The organism is Sphaerisporangium sp. NBC_01403 (assembly GCF_045040145.1).
In the GTDB taxonomy this organism is placed as follows: domain Bacteria; phylum Actinomycetota; class Actinomycetes; order Streptosporangiales; family Streptosporangiaceae; genus Sphaerisporangium; species Sphaerisporangium viridialbum.
Map to the genome: position 1 here is coordinate 693,904 of NZ_CP109534.1, position 25,213 is coordinate 719,116.

At 67.5% G+C, this 25,213-nt stretch carries 24 protein-coding genes, 2 pseudogenes and 1 riboswitch; of the genes and pseudogenes, 12 read left to right on the forward strand and 14 right to left on the reverse strand.

All coding sequences use genetic code 11. The features are described 5' to 3' along the window. The first annotated feature begins 1,685 nt into the window (after positions 1 to 1,685). The 4 genes and pseudogenes from OG589_RS02950 (at position 1,686) to OG589_RS02965 (ending at position 3,980) form a co-directional block, all read left to right on the forward strand. Positions 1,686 to 3,197, forward strand: coding sequence for a PepSY-associated TM helix domain-containing protein (locus OG589_RS02950; protein ID WP_405145893.1), 1,512 nt, complete (start codon positions 1,686 to 1,688; stop codon positions 3,195 to 3,197). 103 nt (positions 3,198 to 3,300) lie between these two features. Next, entirely contained in the window at positions 3,301 to 3,522 is a 222-nt protein-coding gene (locus OG589_RS02955; protein ID WP_405145895.1) for a hypothetical protein, read from the forward strand. Positions 3,523 to 3,563: 41 nt separating this feature from the next. Continuing rightward, positions 3,564 to 3,685 (forward strand): annotated as a pseudogene (locus OG589_RS02960) (50S ribosomal protein L31); the annotation flags it as partial. A gap of 79 nt (positions 3,686 to 3,764) precedes the next feature. Beyond that, positions 3,765 to 3,980, forward strand: a complete 216-nt coding sequence (locus tag OG589_RS02965) for a hypothetical protein (protein ID WP_405145897.1) — start codon at positions 3,765 to 3,767, stop codon at positions 3,978 to 3,980. A 178-nt stretch (positions 3,981 to 4,158) separates the two neighbouring features. Here the strand turns inward: OG589_RS02965 and OG589_RS02970 are convergent, their stop codons facing one another. Next, entirely contained in the window at positions 4,159 to 4,308 is a 150-nt protein-coding gene (locus tag OG589_RS02970) for a hypothetical protein (RefSeq protein WP_405145899.1), read from the reverse strand. 526 nt (positions 4,309 to 4,834) lie between these two features. Here OG589_RS02970 and OG589_RS02975 point away from each other — a divergent pair. Beyond that, positions 4,835 to 5,752, forward strand: a complete 918-nt coding sequence (locus OG589_RS02975) for a cobalamin-binding protein (protein WP_405145901.1) — start codon at positions 4,835 to 4,837, stop codon at positions 5,750 to 5,752. 13 nt (positions 5,753 to 5,765) lie between these two features. On the opposite strand, the gene OG589_RS02980 is transcribed toward OG589_RS02975, so the two are convergent. The 9 genes from OG589_RS02980 to OG589_RS03020 form a co-directional block, all read right to left on the reverse strand. Then, positions 5,766 to 6,476: a (2Fe-2S)-binding protein gene (locus OG589_RS02980; protein WP_405145902.1), complete on the reverse strand. Its 711-nt coding sequence runs from the start codon at positions 6,474 to 6,476 to the stop codon at positions 5,766 to 5,768. Beyond that, the gene (locus OG589_RS02985; protein ID WP_405145904.1) at positions 6,473 to 7,273 is read right to left on the reverse strand and encodes an ABC transporter ATP-binding protein; all 801 of its coding nucleotides are present in this window, start codon (positions 7,271 to 7,273) and stop codon (positions 6,473 to 6,475) included. Before OG589_RS02985 ends, OG589_RS02980 begins: the two co-directional genes overlap by 4 nt. After that, positions 7,270 to 8,337, reverse strand: a complete 1,068-nt coding sequence (locus OG589_RS02990; RefSeq protein WP_405145906.1) for a FecCD family ABC transporter permease — start codon at positions 8,335 to 8,337, stop codon at positions 7,270 to 7,272. Before OG589_RS02990 ends, OG589_RS02985 begins: the two co-directional genes overlap by 4 nt. Beyond that, positions 8,334 to 9,239, reverse strand: a complete 906-nt coding sequence (locus OG589_RS02995; protein ID WP_405145908.1) for an ABC transporter substrate-binding protein — start codon at positions 9,237 to 9,239, stop codon at positions 8,334 to 8,336. Before OG589_RS02995 ends, OG589_RS02990 begins: the two co-directional genes overlap by 4 nt. Positions 9,240 to 9,331: 92 nt before the next feature. Further along, positions 9,332 to 9,640, reverse strand: coding sequence for a (2Fe-2S) ferredoxin domain-containing protein (locus OG589_RS03000; RefSeq protein ID WP_405145910.1), 309 nt, complete (start codon positions 9,638 to 9,640; stop codon positions 9,332 to 9,334). Positions 9,641 to 9,728: 88 nt separating this feature from the next. Beyond that, positions 9,729 to 9,921: riboswitch (cobalamin riboswitch) on the reverse strand. 275 nt (positions 9,922 to 10,196) lie between these two features. After that, positions 10,197 to 10,799: a superoxide dismutase gene (locus OG589_RS03005; RefSeq protein WP_405145914.1), complete on the reverse strand. Its 603-nt coding sequence runs from the start codon at positions 10,797 to 10,799 to the stop codon at positions 10,197 to 10,199. 422 nt (positions 10,800 to 11,221) lie between these two features. After that, the gene (locus OG589_RS03010; RefSeq protein WP_405145916.1) at positions 11,222 to 12,448 is read right to left on the reverse strand and encodes a Dyp-type peroxidase; all 1,227 of its coding nucleotides are present in this window, start codon (positions 12,446 to 12,448) and stop codon (positions 11,222 to 11,224) included. Beyond that, the gene (locus tag OG589_RS03015; protein ID WP_405145918.1) at positions 12,441 to 12,992 is read right to left on the reverse strand and encodes a copper chaperone PCu(A)C; all 552 of its coding nucleotides are present in this window, start codon (positions 12,990 to 12,992) and stop codon (positions 12,441 to 12,443) included. The genes OG589_RS03010 and OG589_RS03015 overlap by 8 nt, the downstream gene beginning before the upstream one ends. 110 nt (positions 12,993 to 13,102) lie before the next feature. Continuing rightward, on the reverse strand, positions 13,103 to 13,657 hold the full coding sequence (locus tag OG589_RS03020) for an MFS transporter (RefSeq protein ID WP_405145920.1): 555 nt from the start codon (positions 13,655 to 13,657) through the stop codon (positions 13,103 to 13,105). 589 nt (positions 13,658 to 14,246) lie between these two features. Here OG589_RS03020 and OG589_RS03025 point away from each other — a divergent pair. Both OG589_RS03025 and OG589_RS03030 read left to right on the forward strand, forming a co-directional pair. Next, positions 14,247 to 14,534, forward strand: coding sequence for a hypothetical protein (locus tag OG589_RS03025; protein ID WP_405151948.1), 288 nt, complete (start codon positions 14,247 to 14,249; stop codon positions 14,532 to 14,534). Between the two features lie 933 nt (positions 14,535 to 15,467). Further along, the gene (locus OG589_RS03030) at positions 15,468 to 16,460 is read left to right on the forward strand and encodes a CPBP family intramembrane glutamic endopeptidase (RefSeq protein WP_405145922.1); all 993 of its coding nucleotides are present in this window, start codon (positions 15,468 to 15,470) and stop codon (positions 16,458 to 16,460) included. A 346-nt stretch (positions 16,461 to 16,806) separates the two neighbouring features. Here the strand turns inward: OG589_RS03030 and OG589_RS03035 are convergent. Further along, a pseudogene (locus OG589_RS03035) lies at positions 16,807 to 17,031 on the reverse strand (transposase); the annotation flags it as partial. Between the two features lie 68 nt (positions 17,032 to 17,099). On the opposite strand from OG589_RS03035, the gene OG589_RS03040 reads away from it, so the two are divergent. The 4 genes from OG589_RS03040 (at position 17,100) to OG589_RS03055 (ending at position 20,509) form a co-directional block, all read left to right on the forward strand. Then, on the forward strand, positions 17,100 to 18,287 hold the full coding sequence (locus OG589_RS03040; protein ID WP_405145924.1) for a sensor histidine kinase: 1,188 nt from the start codon (positions 17,100 to 17,102) through the stop codon (positions 18,285 to 18,287). Beyond that, on the forward strand, positions 18,284 to 18,889 hold the full coding sequence (locus OG589_RS03045; protein WP_405145926.1) for a response regulator: 606 nt from the start codon (positions 18,284 to 18,286) through the stop codon (positions 18,887 to 18,889). The genes OG589_RS03040 and OG589_RS03045 overlap by 4 nt, the downstream gene beginning before the upstream one ends. A gap of 238 nt (positions 18,890 to 19,127) precedes the next feature. Then, complete coding sequence (locus OG589_RS03050) at positions 19,128 to 19,763, forward strand: GNAT family N-acetyltransferase (RefSeq protein WP_405145928.1); 636 nt, start codon at positions 19,128 to 19,130, stop codon at positions 19,761 to 19,763. A 548-nt stretch (positions 19,764 to 20,311) separates the two neighbouring features. After that, positions 20,312 to 20,509 carry an ATP-binding protein gene (locus OG589_RS03055; protein ID WP_405145930.1) on the forward strand — a complete coding sequence of 66 codons (198 nt, stop codon included), beginning with the start codon at positions 20,312 to 20,314 and terminating at the stop codon, positions 20,507 to 20,509. Positions 20,510 to 20,528: 19 nt separating this feature from the next. On the opposite strand, the gene OG589_RS03060 is transcribed toward OG589_RS03055, so the two are convergent. After that, entirely contained in the window at positions 20,529 to 21,065 is a 537-nt protein-coding gene (locus tag OG589_RS03060) for a histidine phosphatase family protein (RefSeq protein WP_405145931.1), read from the reverse strand. A 270-nt stretch (positions 21,066 to 21,335) separates the two neighbouring features. On the opposite strand from OG589_RS03060, the gene OG589_RS03065 reads away from it, so the two are divergent. Continuing rightward, positions 21,336 to 22,079 carry an MBL fold metallo-hydrolase gene (locus OG589_RS03065; RefSeq protein WP_405145933.1) on the forward strand — a complete coding sequence of 248 codons (744 nt, stop codon included), beginning with the start codon at positions 21,336 to 21,338 and terminating at the stop codon, positions 22,077 to 22,079. A gap of 388 nt (positions 22,080 to 22,467) precedes the next feature. Here the strand turns inward: OG589_RS03065 and OG589_RS03070 are convergent, their stop codons facing one another. Beyond that, the gene (locus OG589_RS03070; RefSeq protein WP_405145934.1) at positions 22,468 to 23,796 is read right to left on the reverse strand and encodes an MFS transporter; all 1,329 of its coding nucleotides are present in this window, start codon (positions 23,794 to 23,796) and stop codon (positions 22,468 to 22,470) included. Between the two features lie 52 nt (positions 23,797 to 23,848). Then, positions 23,849 to 24,922 (reverse strand): MerR family transcriptional regulator, encoded by a 1,074-nt coding sequence (locus tag OG589_RS03075; RefSeq protein WP_405145936.1) that lies wholly within the window; start codon positions 24,920 to 24,922, stop codon positions 23,849 to 23,851. Positions 24,923 to 25,213 lie beyond the last annotated feature (291 nt).

The following is a 25,213-nucleotide window of genomic DNA, read 5'->3' on the forward strand; positions in this document are numbered from 1 at the left end:
ACGCCCACCCACGCGGCGATTGAGGTCATCACGGTCATCCAGTTGCAGATTGAGAGGTTCTCCGCCATTCTAGTGCGGGCTGTAGTTCTTCGTTGAGGAACCAGCACCTCGGCTAGCCATCACGGCAGGATAGCTGAGGACGCAACTCCTGGGTCCGCCAATCCATGGCGGGGGCGAGGTGTCGGTGCGGGTGCTTGCGCCCGCACTCCCAGGTCAGATGACTTCGGGTCTCGAAGATGGTATTGGTGGATGGACGATGCGCCTGCCGCGCCATGTAAAGCCACGGCATTCCTCCCCCACGAGGCGCAGCCCGGACGCGAGGTGTGCGCGGGGCGAAAAGCATGCCTCCGGCGGGGGCGCTCGGCTCCGGGGTGGGGTCCTGGGCGTGACTGGCGGGCCGTAGCTGGCTGAGGTGGGGGCAGGCTGATCACCCCGTCTGCCGCGACCCAGGCGAGCCCAGCAGGCCTGCTCCTCCGGCACAAGCCCGTCTGTGACCGTTGGCGTCCTATCGCCGAGGAACGGGGACCGGTGGACGTACACGCGAAGACGGGCTTGTGCCTCCGTCGCCAGCCTGCTGCCGCTTCGCGGTGGGCCGAGGCAGACGGGGTGATCAGGTGGGGGAGTTGTGCGGGTCCGCACCGGGCTATGCATCCAAAGGCGATCTGCGTGCCATCCGCGTGCCTCAGCGCGTGCCATTCCGTGCCATTCAACGTGATCAACGAGCAGGTCATGACCGTGATCACCGTGCCATTAGCGTGCCATTAGCCGGTCCCGAGCATGGTCCGTCGTGGCCTACCGGGCACGGCGCGCCGCACGTCAGAGCCTCACCGAGGCGATCTTGGCTCCTTACAAGCGAGGGGTCACTGGTTCGAACCCAGTAGCGCCCACCAGCGAAAACGCCCCGCTTCCGGTCAAGGAAACGGGGCATGTTTGTCAAACTCAATCGCGGCGCATGTTGTGCGCCGAGACGGGTGAGCCGCTCTCGCTCCCTGCCAAAATAGGCAGAGGTAGCAAACAGGCATAAAACTCTGTGCAGGCCGCTCGTGATCAGATCATCCCTCCTCCGGTGTGGTTGCCGCCGACCCGGTCGACATGGTCGGCGTTATCCGCCGGGCGGTCCTGGCAGGCCTGCTGCCACGCCGCCCCCGCATCAGCGCCCGCAAGGTGAATCCCCATCTCTCGCTACCACGCCCGCCCTGGCGATGACGAATGCCCACTGACCAGCCAGAACGTCACCGATGTCTTGATCGTGGTCCACGAGGGACAGACCGCCCCGCCACCACCGCCGCCCACCCAGCCACAGCCACCCGAGCAGGAGCAGGAGCAGCCAGACGATATGCAGCCGACCGCCAGTGGAAAAGACAAGGTACTGGCGCTTCTTCGCGCCGATCCTCGGCATTCCTGGCGTGAACGAGAACTCGCGCAGGTCTTGGGGATCGCGAACCTCAACAGCTTCTGAGGTGCAGCTGTTCGAGTGGGCGAGCAAGGGCCTGATTTCGGCCTCTCAGCTCACATGTACACCAAGACTGACATAGCGCTCATAACGGTATGAACGCATGAGGCCAGTAGGGAACCAGACGAAGATCGGCCACGACTACGTGTGACGAACCGGTGTGGCGAGAACATGGCCGGCCGACATCAGCTGCACGTCTTGGACGGCGGAAGCCGACCTTGAGAGGATTTCCGTGATCACCGATCCCCTTCCCCAATCGGACACCGCGCAGACCCCGCAGACGTCCCACCGCCGCGGCGTATGGACACAACTGCGGCCCCTGTTGCTGCGCATGCACTTCTACGCGGGCGTGTTCATCGCACCGTTCATCCTGGTCGCGGCCTCCACCGGCCTGCTGTACACGGTCGCGCCGCAGATCGAGCAGATCGTGTACGACCACGAGTTGCACGTCCCGGCGGGGGAGACGGTGCTTCCGCTCAGTCAGCAGGTCGCTGCGGCCAGAGTGGCCCATCCCGGCGGCGACATCACCCAGGTGATGCCCGCCATCGACGAGACCAGCACGACACGGGTGATCTTCAGCGACGAGACCGTGCCCGCCGACTACGCGATGGCGGTCTTCGTCAACCCCTACACCGCAGAGGTACGCGGCCAGGTGCAGACCTTCGGACAGTGGCTCGGCGTACGCGCCTGGATCGACGAACTCCACCGCACCCTGCACCTGGGGGCGTTCGGACGCAACTACAGTGAACTGGCGGCGAGCTGGATGTGGATCGTCGTCCTCGGCGGGCTCGCCCTGTGGATCGGGCGGCGCCGCACCGAGCGGCGGCTGCGGCGTATCGTCCTGCCGGACACCTCCAGCCGTGGGCGGTCCCGCAACCTGTCCTGGCACGCGGTGACCGGTGTCTGGATCGCCATCGGGCTGCTCCTGCTGTCGGCCACCGGGCTGACCTGGTCCAACCACGCCGGGGCGAAGATCGCCGATGTCCGGACGCTGCTCGACTGGCACAGCCGGCCGCTGGAGACGAGCCTCGCCGCCGCAACCGGCGGCGGCGCCGGACACCAGCACGTCGCCCCTGTGGCCACCGGTGGCGACGCCGTGTTCACCTCGGGAGCGGGGATCGACGGGGTCATGGCCACCGCCACGGCCCAAGGTCTCCAGGTCCCCCTCTTCATCACGCCGCCGGAAGACGCCGAGTCGGCCTGGAGCGTGGCCGAACGCAAGCGCGACTGGCCCACCCGTTTCGACGCCATCACCGTCAACGGCAACACAGGCGGAGTCGTCGACCGCGTCGACCACGCCGACTGGCCCTTCATGGCCAAGATGACCGACTGGACGATCGACGCCCACATGGGCATCCTCTTCGGCCTCGCCAACCAGCTCGTCCTCATCGCCCTGGCGGTCGGCCTCATCCTCGTCATCCTGCGTGGTTACCGGATGTGGTGGCAGCGCAGGCCGACCAGGAAGAACGGCGCAGGCGCCCGCTTCGGCCGTCCGGCGCCGCGCGGCAGCCTGCAGTCGCTCTCCCCGGGCGTGCTGGTCCTGGTCACCGTGGTCACCCTGGTCATCGCCTACTTCGTCCCGCTGTTCGCCGTCAGCCTCGCCGTCTTCTTCGCGGCCGACGTGCTGCTCGAACGCCGCAGGACGACCCGGCCGCCGTCGGCCCTGCCCGGGACCCTCGACCAGACGGCGCTGGCCCCGGCGAAGGACGCCACCCCGGTCACGTCCGGCAGTACCACGCCCTGACCCGCGACCCGGGGTCTCGCTGACGGGACCACCGGGTCCCCCACGCGCCGCTACCCGGCCCCGGCCGTTCTCTCCGTTGGCACCAGCTGGGTTCGCGAGGTCCGTGCGCAAGCCGGACCTCGGCCAGGTCGAGCACGCCCGACCGGTCACGGACCACTCGCTCGACACGATCCAGGGTGACCGCGCGCAGATCGTGGTGGACCGCGACCGATCCTGGGTGCGCGGTCAGCAGCTGATCGACGGTGGCCGTACGGGCCGGGGCATGCGGGCCCGCGACGAGGACGACGCGAATGGGCACAGGACCTCCCGAGTCAATAAACGATAACCGTTGTCATTAACGTGACAAACCCCGGCAAATAGAAGGGCATTCACCCCGACTACCACCCGGTCGTCTTCCGCGACCCCGGCGCGAAGTCGCGTTCCTCACCCGGTCCACGATCAGCAGTGACAAGACCATCGAGTGGGCGGACGGCAACACCTACCCGGTGGGCCCGTTGACTGAACAAGATGGGCTGTTTCTACTGGTAGATGGTCATATCGGTACTCCTTGGTGTACGGTCGCTGGCCATGATCGTCTTCGGAGAGTCAAATCCGGATCGTGCCTCGTTGAACGTGCCCCGGGTAGGCGCGTTGGTGGAGACCGGCGAAGTCTGGATGCCGTGGCGGTTAGTGGATCCGTTCGGCATGCCGGTCGATCCGGTCGAGATCTTCTTCAGGGATCTTCAGGCGCGAGGGCGGTCGGTGGCGATCTTGCGGTCGTACGGGATGGATCTGTTGCGGTGATTCCGGTTCTTGTGGTCGGCGCAGGTCGGATGGGAGAGGGCGGCGCGTGTCGATGTTCGGGACTTCGTGATCACCACAATCCGATGCAGCCATTTCGGGCGGAGCGGGTCGGGTTGTACCGGCCGACGCAGCAGGGAGGCGACTCGTCCACGTCCGGCACGCGCGGAGAGTAAATGTCTTAGACGCCCGGTCCGACCGCTCGCGGGTAGCCGGCCTCGGCCAGTTCGTGGGCCACCTGCACGTGTGAGCGGGCGGCCTCAAGGCGGATCACGTCGGCGTCCAGGCTGTCGATCGCGTTCAGGATCTCCCCGAACTCGGCGTAGCACATGTGGGTTCACGGCGCGGCTCTTCGGTGGTGGCGCGTAGTTCGTCAGCGGCGACCCGGCTTGCCCGGTAGCCTTCGACGGCCTTCTTCAATTCGCGATCCGGGCCCTGACTCGGGTAGCCGTGCACGGTGGCCCGCCAGCCCGATCACGCCGAAGGACTGCCCGAACACGTTCGCGTTGTTGCTGACCTGACGGCCGCCTGAACCGCGCCGGGATTTATGGGGGCTCCATCGGTTGGAAAGGATGGAGACCATGTCAGATCGATCTGGTTCGTCGCATCCCTCCCAAGTCGGTATCCGGCGGAGCTGAAGGAGCGGGCGGTGCGGATGCCGCGGCCGCAACATCGAGTGACGGTGGAGGGCCGCCGTCGCTGATCTGCTGGGCGTTGTAGTCGGCGGTGCCCGCGATGGACAGGCCGACCAGTGCCGGCAGGCGGCGCGTTCGGCGCTGTCCTGGCGGATAGGCGCCCTGCTGCTAGGCAACTGGACGCCTGAGACTGCCGTTCCTGGCGCGGTCTAGGCTCGTGGTATGCGCATAGTGTCGCTGTTGCCCGCCGCCACTGACATCGTCGCGTATCTCGGCCTCGCCGGTGACCTGGTGGGACGTACGCACGAATGCGACTGGCCGCCGGAGGTGGTCGCGTCCGTCCCGGTGGTGACGGCGGCCGGCCTTTCAACGGAACGAATGAGCAGCCGGGAGATATCCGATGCGGTGGGAGGGGTCTCTCACCGGGGTTCGTCGCTGTATACCCTCGACGTCGGAAGGCTGGCCGAGCTCGCTCCGGATGTGGTGCTGACCCAGGATCTGTGCGACGTGTGCGCCGTTTCCTACACCGCCGTGTCACGGGCGGTGCGTGTCCTCGATGCCGGGCCACAGGTGATCAGCTTGGAACCACGCACGCTGGCAGACGTGCTGGGATGCCTCGAACGTGTGGGGGACGCGCTGGACGTGTCGGCCATGGCGGCCCGGAGAGTCGATGAGCTGCGCGACCGGATGGCCGCGGTACGCGCCGCGGTGGCCGGCCGTCCGTGTCCGCGGGTGGCGGCCATCGAGTGGCTCGATCCTTTGTGGCCCGCCGGTCACTGGGTTCCCGAGCAGATCCAGGCGGCCGGAGGCGAGCCGCTGCTGGCCGAGGCGGGAGAGCACACCAAGCCCATCGAGTGGGAGGCGCTGCGCGCCTCGCGCCCGGATGTGATCTTGCTGATGCCCTGTGGCTTCAGCCCGGAACGCACCGAGTCCGAATGGCGGTCGCTGACCGTCCTGCCGGGCTGGTCGGACTTGCCGGCGGTGCGTGGCGGTCAGGTATGGGTGCTCGACGGGCCGGCGTACTTCAACCGGCCCGGGCCTCGGGTGGTCCGAGGAGCCGAGATCCTCGCTCATGTCCTGCACGGAGTCACCGCCGGCGCTCCGACCACCCGCGCCCAGGCGCGCCGCGTCGGGGTATGACCCACCGTGGGCGCTAAATCGAGTGTCCGGGGGCTTTGCGGTCCAGTGAGCAGTCGCCGCACTTCCGACCCTCTGGTACGCGATAGTTCAGACAGCAGCTTCGCCGCCGGAATTCCAGCCGGGGTCCGGTGAACTCGCCAAGACCACGCAGTTTCCGCGTTCTGAGCAGGTCAGTGGCGAGCCGCGTGATGGACGGGCCCAGCTCGGGCCAGGCTCGCAGGAGGTCGCGGGCCGCTTCGGCAAGGGCGGAGGCGGCGTTGCCGTGAAGGAGCCGGGGAGCGACCTTGACGCGCAGCCCGGCGGACAGAGGGGCCAAATGATCCTCCATGACCAGCCGATAAAGGACCTGAGTGAGAGTGCCGTCGCGGGGCGCCTCCCAGCCACGGGGCGCGGGTAACCGGAGTTCGGGTCCGTCCACGCGCTGCTGGAGGCCGCCGAGGTCGGGGATGACGCCGTGCACGATGACGCAGCCCAGGATGGGAGACCACAGGCGAGCGGCGTGCCCGAGTTGGACGATGGAGGCGGCGATCCGCGGCTCGGGTGTGCCGTAGCGGGCGGCGCGGGCGGACACGAGGTGCCCCAGTCCTGCCGCGTAGGCGTCCGAGACCGGCCGCCACTCGCCATCCGCGTCGCCGGTGGTGAGAGAGAAGAACGACCCCAGGCCGGCGACGTCGGTCAGGGCGCGAGCCACGGAGACGGACGGGACCGGTCGCAGGGAGGTCATGCCGCTCCCTTCCTCCTGTGCTCAGGGTCCGGGACGACGCTGATCTGCGGGATGCCGGTGCGTGGGTGGACGTTCACTTCGGCGTCCACCTGGTAGACCTCGGTGAGCAGGTCGGCGGTGAGCACCTCGGTGGGTGGGCCGGCCGCGACCAGCCGCCCAGCGTCGAGGACGCAGATCCGGTCGCAGAACGCTGCCGCGAGGTTGAGGTCGTGCAGGGCCACTATGGCGGTCACGCCCAACCGCCGCACCAGGTGGAGGGCATCGAGCTGGTGGCGCAGGTCCAGGTGGTTGGTCGGCTCGTCCAGCACCATCGTCCCGGTCTGCTGGGCCAGAGCACGTGCGATCAGGACACGCTGCTTCTCCCCTCCCGACAGCCGGTCGAACGGGGCTTGGGCGAGGCCGGCGACATCCAGCGCCGCGAGGGCGTCGGTCACGATACGGAGATCCGCGGCGTCATCGCCCTGGAACGCGCGTTTGTAGGGACTGCGGCCCATGGCGACCACGTCGTACACGGTCAGTTCAAACTCGCCCGGCGCTTCTTGCAGCACGGCGGCCAGCCGACGCGCCAGTTGCCTCCCGGTCAGCTGCCAGACGTCGTCGCCGTCCAGCAGGACCCGCCCCGAGGTCGGTCGCAGCGCGCGGTAGAAAGTACGCAGGAGGGTGGACTTCCCTGCGCCGTTGGGTCCCACCAGCGCGACCACCTCGCCCGTGGCGACCTCCAGCGAGACGTCCTCCACCAGTGCCCGGCCCCCGATGACGACGCCGACGCCCTCGGCGCGCAACGTCGCCGCGGTCATGAGGCCGCCCTCCGCCGCATCAGCCACAGGAAGAACGGCCCTCCGGCCAGCGCGGTCAGGATCCCGATCGGGATCTCCTCAGGAGCGATCACACTGCGCGCGGCCAGGTCGGTGGCGATCAGGAAGGCCGCGCCGAGCAGCGCGACGGCGGGTAGCGCACGCCGGTGGTCGGCGCCGACCAGCAGCCGCACCACGTGCGGCAGCATCAGGCCGACGAACCCGATGGTGCCGCTGACCGCGACGATCGCTCCGATCATCAGCGCGATCACCACGAACAGTGCGGCGCGGAAGCGGTGCACGTTCAGACCCAGCGCGGCCGCCGCCTCTTCTCCGGCGAGCAGCAGATTGAGCGGTCGGGACACACCGAGCAGCACACCGGTTCCCGCCAGCACCGCCGCCGCGGGGATCCAGATGAGGTCCCAGGTGGTCCCGGCCAGCCCGCCCAGCGTCCAGCGCAGCGCGGACTCGGCCTTGCGCGGGTCGTCGGAGGTGACGATGAGGTAGCTGGCGACGGCCGAGAGCACCTCGCCCGTGGCGACCCCGGACAGCACCAGCCGCACGGTGGTCATCCGCCCGCCGGCGCGGGCCAGGAAGTAGACCAGCACCAGCGCCGCGAGGGCCCCCAGGAAAGCCGCGAGCGGCAGGGAGAACGCGCCGAGCAGTGACACCGGGAACACCATGACGAGCACCGCGCCGACGCTCGCGCCCGAGGACACCCCGAGCAGCATCGGATCGGCCAGCGGGTTGCGCACCAACGCCTGCAGGGCCATCCCGCACACTGACAGCCCCGCCCCGACGACACCGCACAAAAGGATCCGCGGCAGCCGGACATCCAGCACGATCGTCTCCCGGACCTGGGTCCAGACCGGTTCGGCCAGTGCCGGGTGGAGCCGGTGGGCCAGGATTCCCCACACCTGGCCCGGCGGCAGCCGTACCGAGCCGACCGCGATCCCGGCCGTGACCGCCACCACCACCGCGACGGTGAGCGCCGCGAGGACCAGCGGATACGGCATGCGGGCACGGCGGCCCACGGCGACCGCTCCCGTTTCGACGACCTCGGTCACGCGAAGCTTTCCGGGTGCAGTTGGCGGGCCAGAGAATCCACCGCGGAGGGCACACGCACCCCCAGTACCGTGGACGACAGCGGCAGCACCGCGAAGCGCTGATTTTTGATCGCGGGCACGTCCTTGAGCGCGGGATTGGCCAGCAGGGACTTCCTCTTGTTCTCCAGCGGCTGGTCGCCGTAGTCGTAGATGACGATCACGTCGGGTGCCCGCTCGGCGACCTGCTCGAAGGACACGTCCCCGAAGGACTTGCCCAGATCGCCGAATACGTTCGTCCCGCCCGCCAGCGTGATCATCTCGTTGCCGATCCCGGCGCCGCCCGCGGTGAACGCCGTCTTCTCTCCGCTGTCGAAGACGAACACCTTGGCCGGAGCCACTCCGTCGATCTTGTCCTTGACGCCGTCCAGTACGCCGCGCATGGTGGCGATCCGCCGCTCGGCCCGGTCGGAGACGCCGAAGATCTTGCCGATGGTCCGGACCTCCAGCTCGACCTCGGCCATGGTCACCGGGCCTGTCGGGCAACCTTCGATGTTGAGATAGGAATTGATTCCGCCTGCGGCCAGGGCGGTCCGGCCGCGGCCTTCCTTCTCGTCGAAGGCGCTCTTGAAGCCGCCGTACACGAAGTCGGGCTCGGCCGCCAGCAACGACTCCTGCGAGGGGTATTCCTTGGCCAGCACCGGAACCGCCTGGTAGGCGGCCTGGTACTCGGGCAGGATCTTGTCGTCCAGGTAGGCGGTGCCGGCCATCGACTTCTCCAGGCCGAGGGCGAACATGATCTCGGTGGTGTGCTGGTTGAGGGTCACCACTCGCTGCGGTGGCCGCTGGTAGGTCGTGGTCACCCCGCAGTTGGTGACGGTCACCGGGAAGTCCGCCGTCGACGAACTCGCCGCTGAGGGGCCCATGGGAGAAGGGGGGCTCTGTCCTGCGGCTCCGCAGCCGGAGATCAGCATGGCGGCGGATAGCAGAAGCAGAAAGGGCAGCGAGCGGCGGCTCGTCATCGACGGGTCCTTTCCCGGGCAGAGCCGGTTCGGCGGGGTGGAGTGAAGATGTGCAGAGTGAGGATCTCGGGAGGCTCGGCCACTCCCGGGCCGCCGGCGCGGATCCAGGCGGCGATGTCGCGGGCCGCGTCCGGTTGGTTGACCAGGCCCAGCCAGACCGGGCGACCGCCCATCGTGCGTCCTGCCGGCGAAGGGTGGACCACGACAACGTTGGCCTGCTCGCACACGTCCAAGCACTCGGTGACGCGTACCTCGGCGATTTCGCCCAGGAAGCGCACCGGCTCCTCGTGATCCAGGCTCGTCACCTTGCCGGTTCCGCAGCAACAGCCGCGGCAGACGGTGACCCTGCTCATGACGACGACCACGGTCCTCTCTTGGGGAGATCCGCCCCAATTTCCCTGAGGAGGCGACCGCGTGAGTCTCCTGGCTCTCGGGTCACAGCTCGTCCCGGCCTTCCCACCCGCACGCGGGCAGTGGCTTGTTCGGGATCCGCTCGCCGATCACAGTGGCGGGACCGCGCCGGATTCACACCGGCTTCCTCGTTCCGCCGTCGCCTACAGCGACCATGGTCGCACAACCGCGACATCTCGGGCAAAGAGCTACATGGAGTGCCTGGAACCGTGAGGTCCTCTGCCATGACCTGTGATCGGCGTACGAGTGGGCCCGGTGCGCATTGGATGTGTACGCACCGGGCCCGGAGGAGGTCAGCCGGCGTGCCCCGTCCCGCCCACCTGGGCCACCTGCGTCAAGTACAGGGTGGTGTCGCCGGGGGCGAGCAGACGGATGCGGGGTGCGGCGCCCGGCCGCCCGGTTGGATAGCGATGCAAGGAAGGCCGGTCGGCGGGCGCCGCGGTCATGGGGTCATGCGCCCTTGGCGGCGGTGAATCGGGCGATGACGTCGTTCCAGTTGATGAGGGACCAGAGCTTCTGGACGTAGTCGGGACGCACGTTGCGGTACTGCAGGTAGTAGGCGTGTTCCCAGGCGTCGAAGACCAGCAGCGGGGTGGTGTTCATGCCGACGTTGCCGTGGTGGTCGTAGACCTGCTCGACCACCAGGCGGCGGGCGAGCGGCTCCCAGGCCAGGATGCCCCAGCCCGAGCCCTGTACGGTCGAGGTCGCCGTGGTGAGCTGCTTCTGGAACGCCTCGAAGGAGCCGAAGTGCTCGTCGATGGCCGCGCCCAGCTCGCCGTCGGGACGGTCGCCGCCGTCGGGGGAGAGGTTCTGCCAGAAGATCGAGTGCAGGACGTGGCCCGACAGGTTGAAGGCGAAGGTCTTCTCCAGTCCGACCAGCCCGCCGAACTCGCTCTTGTCCCGGGCCTCGGCCAGCTTCTCCAGGGAGTCGTTGGCGCCCTTGACGTAGGCGGCATGGTGCTTGGCGTGATGCAACTCCAAGATCTCACCGGTGATCGCCGGCTCCAGCGCCGCGTAGTCATAGGGCATGTCCGGAAGGGTGTACTGACCCACGGTGGGCTCCTCGCCATGTCGGAACTTATTGCAATATTGTCGCAATAACTTCTACCATGCAGCAGTGGTGTCCATGTGGTGTAGACGGAGCGAGCAGTTCAGAACAGGGACCGGCCGTGCTGCGGGACCCACGCTGTCTCCGTTCGGCGTCTGGCACACCCGGCCGCGCCACGTGCCTCCCGCCCGCCGACATCGATCCGGCCATGCCTGCACGTGACCGCCGACAGGCGTGGCGACATCGCGGTGGAGGGGGGTGTGGACATGGGAACTCCAGGCTCGGCGTCCATGCGGCGGGCACAGGCGCCGGATCGGCCGCCCGGACGAGGTTCCGGCCGGGGAGGGGACAGGCGATGTGCCGCCAGGCGAGCCGGCGGCACGTCGCCGGTGTGATCAGAAGATGATCACAGAGGTTCCTCGGCGGATCACGTCAGGACGGTCTCCCCGATCCAGCCGTCCGGTCCGCACCCCGGGGGAATGGCGAAGACCGCCGAGCCGATCGGAGTCGTCCACTCGTTCAGCAGGTCCGCTTCGGCCAGGCGCCTCTGGATGGGAACGAACTGGCGGGTGATGTCGGCCTGGTAGGAGGCGAACAGCAACCCGGAGTCCGTCGCACCGTCCCGGGTCACTCCCTCGTCGTAGTTGTAGACGCGCCGCAGGATGCGCACGCCCGGGTCCTCGACCCGGGCGCGGCGGATGTGGGCGTACTCGGAGATGACGGGAAAACCCGCGGCGCTGAGCCGTCCGAAGTCCGGTTCGTCGTGTTCCTTGTTCCCGGTCAGCGGGGCGCCGTCACTGAGCCGCCGGCCGATGGTGAATTCCTTGGCCACGGCGTCGGCGGCGTCCCACTTCTCCAGGTTCGTGCGAATCCTTCGCAACACCAATGTGGTGCCCCCATCGGGCGCCCACACGATCCGCTCGAACTCGGGGGTTCCCGCTACGGCGTTGCCGGTCCCGTCGAGCTGGCCCATCACGTTGCGCTGGGTCAGTCCCGGCTGCTGGGAGTGCGCCGCCTGGCGGAAGCCCCGCTGGACCCACCGGACGGTCGCGAACGACCGGGTGTCCTTGACGATCATCCGAAGCGTGTGGGCGACGGTCAGGGGATCGTCCGCGCAGATCTGGACCAGCAGATCCCCGCCGGTCCACCGGGGCTCCAGCTTGTCGATCGTGAACGCCGGCAGCGTGGCGGGCCGTCCGTCCGCTCCGGCCGCGGCGTACAGGCCGGGGCCGAATCCGAACGTGACGGTGAGCCTCGCCGGCAGGGCCGCCAGATGGGGCTCGGTGTCGGCGAGCGCGGGCAGGCCCTGGGTGAGCCGCCGGGCGTCGTCGGTGAGCACCCGCATCAGCCGCGAAACCCCGTCACGGTCGACGCCGTCGCGCAGGTCGAACCCGGCGAAGACGGCATGCGCCTGCGGAAGAGTGGCGATCCCGGCCTGCCGGGAGCCGTGGAACGGCTCGACGGCGGTACCGTCCTTGATCGGCGGGTCACCGGCTGCCTGCGGTGTGTCATCCGTCGCGGAGGCCGCGGCCGCGACGCCGCTCGTGACCACGCCCACCGCGACCGCGGCGCCTCCGGTGAACAGTCCTCTGCGGGACAGCCGGAGCCCGGGAGCGGGATCCGGCCGCGAAGCCGTGGCCGGCCGGTCAGCCATTGCCGCCGCCCATGTCCATGCCGGACTGGTAATCCTCGTTGCCTCCGGCGAAGTCCTTGCCCAGGGCGGTGAACTCGAAGGTGCCACCGTCCTTGAGCGTCAAGGTGAACGGGATCTCGGCGCCCGGCTTCACCGCTTCCGCCACGTCCATGAGCATGATGTGGTCGCCACCAGGCTCAAGCACGTGCGAACCATGAGCGGGGATGACGAAGCCGCCCTTCTTGGGCTGCATGACCGTCTTCCCGTCGGCCTGGACGACCTCGTGCAGTTCGACCTTGGGCGAGAGCGGCGTGGCTCCGGAGACGACCGTGATGGCGGCGCCGGTGTTGTTGACGATGGTGCCGAAGGCGGCGCTCATGCCTTTCTTGGCGGTCTTCACCCAGGGATCGGTGATGCTGAGCGCCGCCGCGGTGGCCGAGGGCGACGCGACCGAGGGCGACGTGGCCACGGTGGGCGCCGCCGCTGGGAGCGAGACGCTTTGCTCGCCTCCACAGGCCGTGAGAACGGCGAGGCCGGCGAGGACGACGATGACACGGGAGAACATGAAAGGCCCTTCTGGTGCTGTGACACGAATTCGAGCCGGCGCGTACGCCGACGGCACCCCGCGGGTCCACGGGGTGAAAGGGAATCGTGAGCACGCGCCGCCGCGCTGAATCAGGCGGAAGCGGTGCGGGCAGTACCAGGAGGGCCGCGACGGCCCATCTCATGGCCGAGCAGAGCCGAGCGCAGGACGATGTGCCGCTCGACCGGAGAGACGACGTTCGACTCGTGGACGGGATCGAGCGGAGTCGCGAACGTGACGATCAGTCGTACGGCGAGCCGCCGCAACAGCGCCCAAAGAGCCGCCTCGCCACGCGACAGCCACAGGGCCGTCAGCGCGACGGCCCATCCGTGCATGAGGAGCATGCCCAGGCCGGGCATCATTCCGGAGTGGACATGCCCGTGATCGTGCGCCACGACGGGCTCGATGGTGTGCGCGAGGGAGAACAGAACGTGCAGCACCGCCTGCGTGGCGGCCAGCGCCGATATGATCACGGCCGCGGACCGCTCACGCCCGGCGAGGAAATACGCGGGGAAGAACGACGTCCCCCAGGCCGCGAGCGTCGCGAGCCCGGAGACCGAGCCCCCCGCGCACCTGTGCGCGCCTATGCCGAGCAAGACCGAGACCATCGCGAAGACGGCCGCCCTGAGGGCACGAAGAGGGATCATGGCTGACATGGCACCGCAATCATCGCATGCCGCTGCGCTGCCCCCCAATGGGCCTGGCGCGACGGAAGCGCGATGCCGTTCGATCAGGCGGAAACACCATGAACATTATCTCTACTCAATTGGCCAGCCATCTTGACTGACCGAGAGTGGATATGTCCGCTTGGCTAGTCGTCATGCCGCGTCCTCCGTACCGTCCGGGCAGTCAAAGCATGCCACCCGGCGAAGCCCCACCGGCCCTCCAACCGAGCCCCGGCATTCGCCCGATGCGCCCGAATGAACCGCCAGCCCTTCCCTCGGCACGCGGCGCATTCCGTCTGGTTCTGCTCGTCCTGTAAACGCATGGGTCCAGAGTTGTGAAAGCCGAGTCGGTAACCCATCCCGAGTCGTTATCCCTTGACGGGATAAGCCCACGTCCCCTACCTGTTGTAGGTCGGCCATCGGTGACGACCCGGGGGACCAGCGCATGCGGGCACAGGCGAGCGAGCCCGTCGGCCTATCTGCCACGTTCTGGCAGCGCCAAGACGTATTTGCGGCTCTACGCGCCCGCGATATCGGCCGGATATTCCGCCTGGTTCGCCAATACGGCGGAATGAGCCAAACCCGAATTGGTATCGCCGTCAGCCTCAGTCAAGGCAAAGTCAGCGCCATCATGAACGGGTCCGCGCAGGTCACAGCCCTTGAGGTGTTCGAGCGCGTCGCCGATGGACTGGCCATGCCCGACCTCGCCCGCATCGCTCTCGGACTCGCACCCCGCAACTCCCGAAGACGATCGGTGAGGAGGAAGTCAGCCAGTTCGAACTCAGAAGCGTGCTCGTTCTCGCTCAGGAAGAAGGTCCCGCCAACGAGGTCAGGGTCCCAGCCAAGTGTCAAGGCGTAGTCGATGACCGTCCGCACGTCCTTGGGGGTCGGATAGGTGCCATCAGTCGCACAGCCCCACGGCAGGACCGCCTTTGACAACAGGTCCGCCTGGAGTACACGGCTGTTCTTTCCGGCACCCCAAACCCGCAAGCGAATACACCTGTGACAGTCACGCTCACCGGCCACGTGATAGATCTGGCCCATCCATATGAACTCTCGCCCGCCCGCATACAGCTTTCGCAACCTCGCCCGCACGTTGCCAACCTCACCTCATTGGGGTTGGAGCCTACGACTATTCACCCGCGTACTATGCGCATTTGCTCGGTTCCCTGGCATGCAGGGTGACGGCCTCCGGTGCTATCCAGCAGCCTCGGCGTCGTGCCCGATCGCCTACGGTTCGGCGTACCAAGCTGTACCCACGCGGGGGAGTCGCGGTGCGATGCCGAAGACCGTCCCAGCGAGGTATCGCCGTGCCGTTGCGTGCCCGATGGGACGGGAAGCGAGGGGGACCAGGGGGGAGTCACGGGAAACGCGATCAGTGCCGTGGGTTGCGTCGCGCACGTTCAGCAAGATCGGCGAGCGTCTTTACAAGCAGGATGTCACACGAGAAGGGCGGGCGCCGCGAGATCTCCTCGATCGGGCGGTCATGGTCAGAGAGCAGGGACACGAAGCCATGCCGTAGCTCTCGGGGAGCCCACTTCTTCCCCGTGAGCCCTGCGTCGTCGAGTACTTCCGGAAGTCGGGGCGCATGTTATGGGCAGTCACAAGTGAGCCGCTCTGCGTCGAGAACACCAGTTCATGCGTCTCGCCCTAGTCTTCCTTGAGCGCCTTCAGCGCCTCCACGGGCACCCCTGCTCGTATGGCAAATGTCATGCCCATGCCGCGCAGATCGCATACGAACTCATGACCGACGCCACTGCTGCCGTAACGAGTCTCGGAAGAGGGTGGAAGCATGTACCGAAACGACTCCAACTCCCCGGCATTCGACCCGGACGCCCTTCTGCCCGACAATGCGCCGACCGTCCTCCACGACGCGTCACAGCACCGCCACGGTCCGCGACCGGTCCCGTCAGGCGCTCCCTACCACCGCGTGCTGGCTGGTAAGAAGCGCCGCATCGGACGCGGCATTCTGGCGCTCGTGCTGCTCCTTGTCGGGCTGTTCGGCTTCGGCGGTGTCCTCAGCGCCCTCGGCTCCGCCATCGACGAGGCACTGGGCAGGGTCAACCCGATCGCGGGTGGTACGGAGTTCACGCCGATCTTCCATGCCGCGAACCTCATCTCGATCGCGCTGATGATCCCGTGGAGCATGTTCATCCAGCGCTGGCTGTACGGGGTGAAGGGATCGTCGCTGCATTCCGTGCTGTCCGCGTTCCGGCCCGCCGTGTTCGGTCGTGCAGTGCTGACGCTCGTGCCGATCTGGGTGCTCTACATGACCGTCTTCTTCCTCCTCTCGCCGTACACGGAAGGGTCGTGGCAATTCTCCGACCTGGTCGCCGTGTTCGTCATCACGCTCCTGCTGACGCCTCTGCAGTCGGCGGGCGAGGAGTACGGCTACCGTGGACTGGCGTTCCGGGTGGCTGCGAGCTGGGGACGCGGGCCCCGGACGGCGCTGGTCCTCGGCCTGGCCGTGTCGAGCGTCCTGTTCGCGGCCATCCACGTGTCCACCGACCCGTGGCTGAACGTCTGCTACCTCACCCTCGGCGTCACCTTCGGCCTGATCACGTGGCGGACGGGCGGTCTGGAGACGTCGGTCGTCATCCACGCGGCCAACAATGCGCTCGCGTACCTAATGATGATCGTCACGCACGCCGACCCCCTCGCGGGCTCCGATCGCTCGGCGGGGGCCGGGTCGATCGTGATGCTCATTCCCTGCGTCCTGCTTGTTGCGATCACCGCCGTCATCTGGGCGCGCACGCGACGGACCGGTCCGCCCTTGACGCCGTAGAACAGTCCGTCCGCCCGGTGATCGGCGGCACAAGGGGCATTAACGAATGGCCCGCGGGCCAGCGCACGCAGGTTCGAGACCGATGTGCGCTGGTCCGCCTACGGCGTCGTCACAACCCCGCTCGCCACCCTCACCAGCGGCCCCACCAGCATCGATGCGCTCGCCGGGACGGTAAGAGCTTCCTCAACCAAGGCCGAGCTCGGCCTGTCACCGTCGCCGGTGGTAGCTGCGGCCGATCCAGGAGACGATCGTGATCAGGAGCTGCTCGTGGGTCGCCCAGGTGAACTCGCTCTCGCGTTCACCAAAGCCTCTTAAGTCGTCGTCTCACTTGGTCAGTCGCCGGTAGCAAATGGGCCCGCAGGTGGGAGTAGTCATACCTCTTGTCACCGTGAAGCTTGGCAGGACGGTGCCGGTGAGGCCCGCGCCCGGAGCGGATCGGCGGGATACCGCGCACCAGCGGCTCCAGCGCCGGGCCGCCATGGACGTTCGCCGCGCTGATCCCGACAGAGATCGGCAGACCGCTCCGCTCGTTGATCAGATGGATCTTCGACCCTTTCTTGCCGAGACCGACGCGGTGGACGGGGCCGGCCCTCACCCTCTGGGATGGAGGTCCAGGTCATTGATGGCAGACTGAGGTTCATGGGGGACTGGTCGGCGGCCAGCGCACGTCGGTTCGAGACCTACGCGCGCTGGTCCACATACGGCGCCGTTTCGACCCCGATCGGCACCCTCCTCGCTGGACTGATAAGCGCCGACCGACTCATCGGGACGCACCTCGTTGTGGTCATCCTGGCCGTCGTGCTCGCGCTCGCCCTCGTCACCGGGAACATCCTCGTCAGCCAGTGGAGCTTCGACGTCCTCGGCGGCCGCCCCCGGCGGCTCGCAGCCGGCGGTGTCATCGCGTGGGGGCTCGCCCTCGTGGCGCTTGTCGCCGCGACCCTCACGATTCCGGTCCCCGCGATGGGCGTGACAGCCGCGGCGGCCATCGGGTCGGTCGCCGCGAGCTTCGTGCCTGTGCTCGACGCGCGACGAACGCTTCACCTCAACGCGGCGATTCTCGTTCTGGCCGTCCCGCTCGCGGCCGTCGCGGACATACCGCTCCTCATTGTCGAGGTGGCGGTGATCAGCGTCATCCTGTGGGCCTGCTGGTCGAGCACGTGGACGCTGCGGGTCCTGCGCGAGTTGCAGAGAGCGCACGAGGATCGCGCCGCCCTCACGCTCGCGAACGAACGCCTGCGCATCTCGCGCGACCTCCACGACGTGTTCGGCCGCACCCTCGCGACGATCGCGGTCAAGAGCGAACTCGCGTCGGAACTCGTGCGCCGCGGCAACGACGAACAGGCAGCCGAAGAGATCACCGGCGTCCGGCGGCTCGCGCAGGAGGCGGGAAGCGAGGTCCGTCGCGTGGTACGCGGCGAGCTTCGTGCGACCTGGGATGGCGAGATATCGGGCGCGCGTTCGCTGCTCGACTCTGCCGGCATCCGCTGCACGGTGACTGGTGACCCCGTGCCCGAGGAGTGCGCCGAGGCACTCGCGTGGGTCGTCCGCGAGGGTGTCACGAACGTGCTGCGCCACTCGGCGGCGACACAGGTCACGCTCGTGACGACGAACGAGGACGGGGAGGTCCTCCTCACGATCGCGAATGATGGGGCCGGCCTCGTCGACGCGGCCGGCGGACCCGCTGCGGCAAGCCCCGACGCCGGCACGGGACTGCGTGCGATGTCCGAGAGGATCCGAGCGATCGGAGGGCACATCGCAACGCGCCGCGACGGAGACTGGTTCCTGCTTGAGGCCACGATCCCGCTTCCCGAGGGAGACCGCGCATGATCCGCATCGTCGTCGCCGACGACGAACATCTCATCCGCGACGCCATCGCCGGGCTGCTCGACCTCGAAGACGACTTCGAGGTAGTCGGGCAGGCGGCGTCAGGTGATGAGGCGATCGCGACGGCACTCAAACTCCGTCCCGACGTGGCCCTGCTCGACCTGCAGATGCCCGAGCCCGACGGCATCGAGGTGGCCCGGCGGCTCACGACCGAGCTGCCGGACTGCCGCTGTGTCTTCGTGACTTCGCACGGTCGTCCCGGCTATCTGAAGTCAGCGCTCGCTGCGGGCGTACGCGGCTTCCTGCCGAAGACCGTTTCCTCTCGCACCCTCGCATACGTCGTGCGAAAGGTCGCGAGTGGCGGCCGGCACGTCGACCCCGAGCTCGCGGCCGAGGCGATCGGCGCGGGCGACTCTCCGCTCACTGCGCGCGAGACCGATGTTCTCGCCTTTGCGCGCGACGGCGCGCCCGTTGACGAGATCGCGCAACGCGTTTCGCTCTCCCGTGGGACCGTGCGGAACTACCTCGCAGCCGCCATCGCGAAGCTCGGCGCTGCGAACCGGCACGAGGCCGTGCGCATCGCCGCCAAACAGGGCTGGATCTGAGCGACGCTCAGATCCCACCCGCCCCCGAGGTTGCCAAGCGATTTGAGCTCGCGGTTTACGATGAGACGATCCGGTATGACATTCTCATCGCGGACCAAATGACGTGCGTGGTTCAGCCGTACCTGCCTTGGGCCGTTCTCGCGCGCGCCCGCCGCTCGGGCCGCGATCGCACAACGTCATCGCATGATTCTCAAGAAGCTCCTTGCCGCCCCTGCAGCGTCTTGGACACTCTGTTTCCATGCCCGATCACTGGCCTCTATTCAAGCTCCACTTGACCACGCCCCGACTGGAACTGCGCTTGCCCACACTGGAGGACCTCCATCAGCTGGCCGATCAAGCGGCTGAGGGCATCCACGACCCCGAAGTAATGCCCTTCGTCCCACCGTGGACCGACGTCCCGAGCGACGAACTCCCCAGAAATGTCGTCCTGTCCAACCTCGGCGAGATCGCCCGGTGGCGGCCCGAACGCTGGTGCTGCAATTTCGCCGTCATCTGCGACGGGCAGGCCATCGGCGTCCAGGATTTGTCCGCTACCGACTTCGCCGTCACCCGCGAGGTGCATACCGGCTCCTGGCTCGGTCGTTCTTACCAAGGACATGGCCTTGGCACCGAGATGCGCGCCGCCGTTCTCCACCTGGCCTTCACCGGTCTTGGCGCTCTCTCAGCAATCTCTGCCGCCTTCGAGCACAACAGCGCCTCGCTGGCCGTCTCCCGTAAACTCGGTTACCAGCCCGATGGCCTGGCGGTCCACAATGTACGCGGCCAGCGCACCATCGCCCAACGTCTGCGCTTGAACCAGGACACGTTCACGAGCCCAATCCCCATCGGGCTCCATGGTCTGGAGCCCTGCCTGCCACATTTCGGCCTGAGCTGACGCTGTTTCGCCGGCCCGCGAGACAATCATCGGATCCGAAAAGCTCACCACTACCGATGGTTCCCATCCTCCTCGCTACCGATGCCACAGTCGGCTCGATCGCCAGGAAAGTCGGCTACGCCAACGCCTTCGCCCTGAGCGTCGCCTTCAAACGCCGAGAGGCATCACCCCGACCGAGCACCGCGCCGCAGAGGCCATCAAGCCCCGCGTCGGGCGAACGCGTGTCAACGACGGCTGAATGTTGGCTCTGTCCCACTTTTCGGATGCTGTTGGTGATCTTGACGTTCAGATGGGCGGTTTCAAGCGGCTGCATAGTCGCTGGAAGGGTGTGGCGGGGCGCTTTGCGCGTAAGAGCTTGCTGATCAGGCGTGTGGTTCTGTACGTGGTTCGCGACACCGTTTCTAGGCCAGGGCTGACACCAGCGCTGATGCGTGCCGGGCTGTGTTGCTGAGTTTTGACACCACCGTGGGACGATCGAGCTGCTACGCAGCGTGAGGGAGTGCCCGTGGCCCCGGTGTCGAAGATCGAGCTGTACGCGGCAATCCGCCGTGACGCTCACTCCGGCCTGGCCAACCGGGCACTGCAGCGTAAATACGGAGTGGGCTTCCTTCACCGACCCGCGTCTGTGCGCGGCCATCGTCGACCGGCTGACCTTCGGCGGCAACATCATCGAGACCGGCACCGAGTCCTACCGCCTGGCCCAGACCCGCGCCCGCGTCACCGCACAGCATCCCGCGACCGGTTGATCCGCGGTTCGGTTGCCCGTCAGGCCAGTCGGTACTCCCATCCTTCGCGCCAACCGAAGTCGGCGTCCACCAGCTCTTCCAAGGACACGCTGTTGATGAGGTGATCGAACGCCCACCGTGTTGTGACGTGGCCGATCACCAGGACCCGCGTATCGGACCAGCGTAAGGACAGGTCACCAAGGAAGCGGCCCACACGATGCACCGCCTGCCGCCAGCTCTCTCCCCCCGGATAGGGCTTGTCGAGGTGCTCGGACCGGCTCCGGTGCAGCTGAATCGCGAGCATGCCGTTGTTGTCACCGTAATCGCATTCCCGAAGCCGCCAGTCATGCAGGACCGGAATGTCGGTGCCGGTGAATGCCAGGGAAGCGGTCTCAACCGCCCGGGTGAGATCGGAGGTGAAGACGGCGGCCAGGCCGTCCTTTCGCCGTCGCTCGCCCAGTTCCACGGCCAGGTGCCGCCCTCGCTCGGACAGACGCCCGGGCAGCCACCCGGTGGCGATCCCTCGATCGTTGTCCTGGCTCCATGAGTGCGTCTCGAAAACGATCTCTATCGGCATGACGTCACGTTAACGCTGCCTCTGACGCATCTCCTCGTTCTTCTCCCAAAGCGGACGGTCATCACTCGGCAGGGCACAGAGGGAACGGCGACTTCTGTCCTGTGGGGAGGAGGGAAGCGACACGCCCAGGTACTGCTGTCAGTTCTCATCAAGATTTCAAGGTCCGATGATCAGCAAGTGCTGTCCGAGCTCATCGGCATCCGGTGTCTGTTCCCACCTACGGAGCCAGGCGTGACCTGCTGGTTGGCGAGCCGCCGTTAGAGTTCATGGATGCTGCTGACGATCCTTGGCGGATGCGGTGCGTGGCCGGAGGCCGGCCAGGCCTGCAGTGGTTACCTGGTGGAGCACGATGGGTTCAGGCTGCTCGTCGACCTTGGATATGCGACGGTGCCGCGGCTGCTGGAACGGGTCACCGCCGATCAGGTCGACGCGGTGTTCATCAGCCACGGCCATCCCGATCACTGCGCCGACCTGAGCCCGCTCCTGCGCGCGCGTACATTGCGTGATGACCCGCCGGCGCCGTTGCCGGTGTACTCGCTGCCCGGCGCACTGGATGCGGTACTCGCTCTGGACCGCCCAGGGATGCTGAGCGACGCCTACGTCCTGCACGAGTTCACCGCCGGCAGCAGGCTCGACATCGGCCCGTTCCGCGCCCAGACTCGTCTGCTGCCGCACTCGGTGCCCAATGCCGGCATACGGCTGACAGCGGGCGAGCGGGTGCTCGCGTACACCGGTGACACCGGCCCGAGCCCCGACGTGGTGGACCTGGCACGCGGTGCCGACCTGCTACTGGCCGAGGCCACCTATGTGGACCGAGTCCCGGAGGATTCGCGGCGCCACCTGACCAGCGCCCGCCAGGCAGGCCGGCAAGCCATGGACGCCGGCGCCCGACACCTGTTACTGACTCACCTGCAGCCGGGCACCGACGCCACAGCCGCGCAAGCCGCCGCTAGGGCCGGATACGACGGCGAGGTCGGAATAGCCACTTCCGGTCTCGTCTTCGATCTTTCCTGAGCCAGGACTTCCCCGCGGGGCTTCGAGCTCCTTTACGTCGCCAGTTCCACTACGTGCAGGCCATTGCCAAATGCTCCAACGGAAGTACAACGAAGACCATCTACGGCAAGTGGGAGTCGCCCGGGACGACCTCGCAGGCGTACTGCCCGATTTCCTACCCTCTCGCCGTGGCCCACGCCATCGGCAAGAAGCCCTACTGACGGAGGAGAAGCCACCTCGCCCGACATGGACGAAGGGAGGCCGCGCTGGTCGACCTGCCCCGAGGGCTGCGGCCGTTGGGTGAGCCAGGCGAGGATATCGGTAGCTGAGATGGTCGCCACCTGCAGCCTGACACTCAGCGGTACCCGGCCCGGTGCTCGCCTGCTGGCAGAATCCGGGCCGGTTCTCATCATCGATCTGTTCTTGGGGCGGCGTAGTGCCAAAGCCGTGGTGCCATCCGCACGATCATGGCGACGGTTGTCACGGTGAGCAGTCCGCCGACGCAGATCGTCACTTGAGGGCCGTATACCGCCGCGGCCATCCCGTGCGACAGGGCGGCGAGCTGTGGGCCCCCGAACAGGACGACGGTGAGTGATCCTTGGATCCGGCCTCGCATGGCGTCGTCGGTATACGCCTGTGAGATGGCGTTGCGGAAGGTACTGAGCACGAAGTTCACCGCGCCACCGAGCACGAGCGCCGCCAGGGCGAACCAGAGTTGTGAAGCCAACCCGAGGATCACGACGGTTCCTCCCCAGGCGATGGCAGCCGATGCCATCAGGGCACCGTGTCGACGTCTGCGTGTGAACGTTCCAGACATCAGCCCGGCCGCGAGGACACCGGCCGGGTAGGCGGCGTAAAGCAGGCCCAGCTCCAGGCCTCCTCCAGCAGGCCCGCCGTAGGTGCGTTGTGCCAGTTCGGGAAGAAGCGCTACCGGCATCCCGAAGACCATCGCAGCGAGGTCCACTGCCAGCACAGCGACGAGAATCCGATTGGTAAGCAGGTAGCGGAACCCGGCGAGCAGCTGTCCAAGCGCGGACCGACGCCGGTCACGCTGCGCCGACGCATCGCTCCGATGGTGCTTTTGAGATTCCGTCCAGCGATCCGGCACGTGGCACCGAGTGGGCGGGATCGGCGGCAACTTGGCGACCGCCCACACGACGGCCAGCAGTGCGACGGCGTCGAACAGGTAGAGCGTGCCGAGCCCGAACAGCGGAATCAGCACGCCCGCCAGTAACGGACCCATGATCGACCCGGTGTAGCGGACGAGCGAGCCGAGACCGTTCGCCGCGGGCAGCAGGTCAGCAGGTACGAGACGGGGCACCGCTGCACCCATCGTCACCATGATCGCCCCGAAGGTCAGCCCTTGGCATGCCACCAACGCCAGCAGGACGGCGACAGAACGGCCTCCCAGGGCCGCCTGAACCCACAGCGCCGCGTAGGTCAGCGCAAGGCCACAGTGAGCGGCCAGCAGTAGCCGTCGCCGGTCCATGAGGTCAGCGAGGGTTCCGACCCACAGCGACGCGACGACCAACGCACCGAATGACACTGCGGCCGCGGCGCCGACGGCCGCGGACGACCCGGTCAACGTGAACAGCTGCGCCGGCACCGCAACCATGCTGAACGATCCACCGACCGCGCAGGTAGCCGAGGCAACCCACAACCGCCGATAGGCGGGAATCGCCAAGGGGCGCCGGTCGAACGTGTACGCGCCCAAAGAACGTACAGCCGAAGCGCTCACCTTCCACAACCGCCGTTGCAGGGGCGCCCCCGGCCGCCTGAAAAGAGTCCGGTCACAGCGTCACCACATCAGCCACCACACAGGCGATGTTGTCCGGGGCGCCCGCGTCGTATGCCAGCCGCACCAGCTCATCGAGGACCTGCTCAGGGTCCCCCGCGGCGCTCAGTACGCCGCGCAGGGACTCTGCCGCAACGACGGTGGACAGTCCGTCGGAGCACAACAGGTAGCGGTCGCCGGCCACGGCCGTATGCAGCGACAGGTCAGGCCGGGCCCCGCCCATGCCCGTGAGCGCACGGACCAGCAATGAGCGTTGCGGATGCGAGGCCGCCTCCTCCGGGCTCAGGCGGCCTTCGTCGACCAGTGACTGCACGTAGGTGTGGTCGTGGGTGATCTGAAAGACCTCGCCGTCGCGCAGCAAATACGCCCGCGTGTCACCGATGTGCACCAGCGCCAGCTGGGAGCCCGACCACAGCATCGCGGTCAGTGTCGTGACCGCATCACCGGACGGTGCCGATTCGGCGATGCCCTGAATCGCCCGGTCTGCTTGAGTGACCGCATCGGCCAGTGCACCGAGAAGGTCGCCCGCAGGTACGGCCTTCATCTCCAACGGCTTGAGCGCGTCGATGGCCGCCACGCTTGCGAGACTCCCGCCCGGCCCGCGTACTCCGTCGGCCACCGCCAGCAACCGAGCGCCGGCGTAGGCAACGTCCTCGTTGCTGGTGCGAACCAGCCCCGACTCCGACCGTGCCGCGTAGCGAATTCCGATCATGGTATCTGCGTCTTCCACAGCGCTACCCCTTCCTGACAGGTAGTCGACGAGGAAGGTGGCGAGTCGTTCGCGTACGGCGGTGTCGGCCATGACCTGCGCCCAGTAGTCGGCGACCTGCTCGGCCGCCGCCTTCGGCTCCAGGTCGCACACCTGGCGGATGCGGGCCAGCGGCATGCCCAACCGCCGCAACCACGCGATCAACCGGGCCCGCTCCAACTGCGTCGGATCGTAGAAGCGGTACCCCGACTCCCCGTCCACGGCAGCCGGCCGGAGCAACCCGAGCTCGTCATACAGCCGTAACGCCTTCGGCGACAACCGCGCAGCCCGGGCGAACGCCCCGATCGTCAGCAGCCCCACACCCAACCCTCCTCGCGCCGGTCAGGACGACCGGCACCATGATGCTGCGGCTTCACCCAAGGGCAAAGTCCACACCTCACCGTCGGCGAGGCCACGAACAAAGCAATCGGTCACCAGCCCCAAACGGCAACATTGCTGACCGCTGGTCATAGCGAACGAGCCCGGTGAACTGGCAGGTCGCCCAGATCGCGATGGCCTGCCCGCGCTGCCGTTCGTCGCGGAACATCGCGCATCCGGTGGGAGATCCGCGACGACATGCACGAGGCCTTCATGACGCTGGCCGCAGCCATC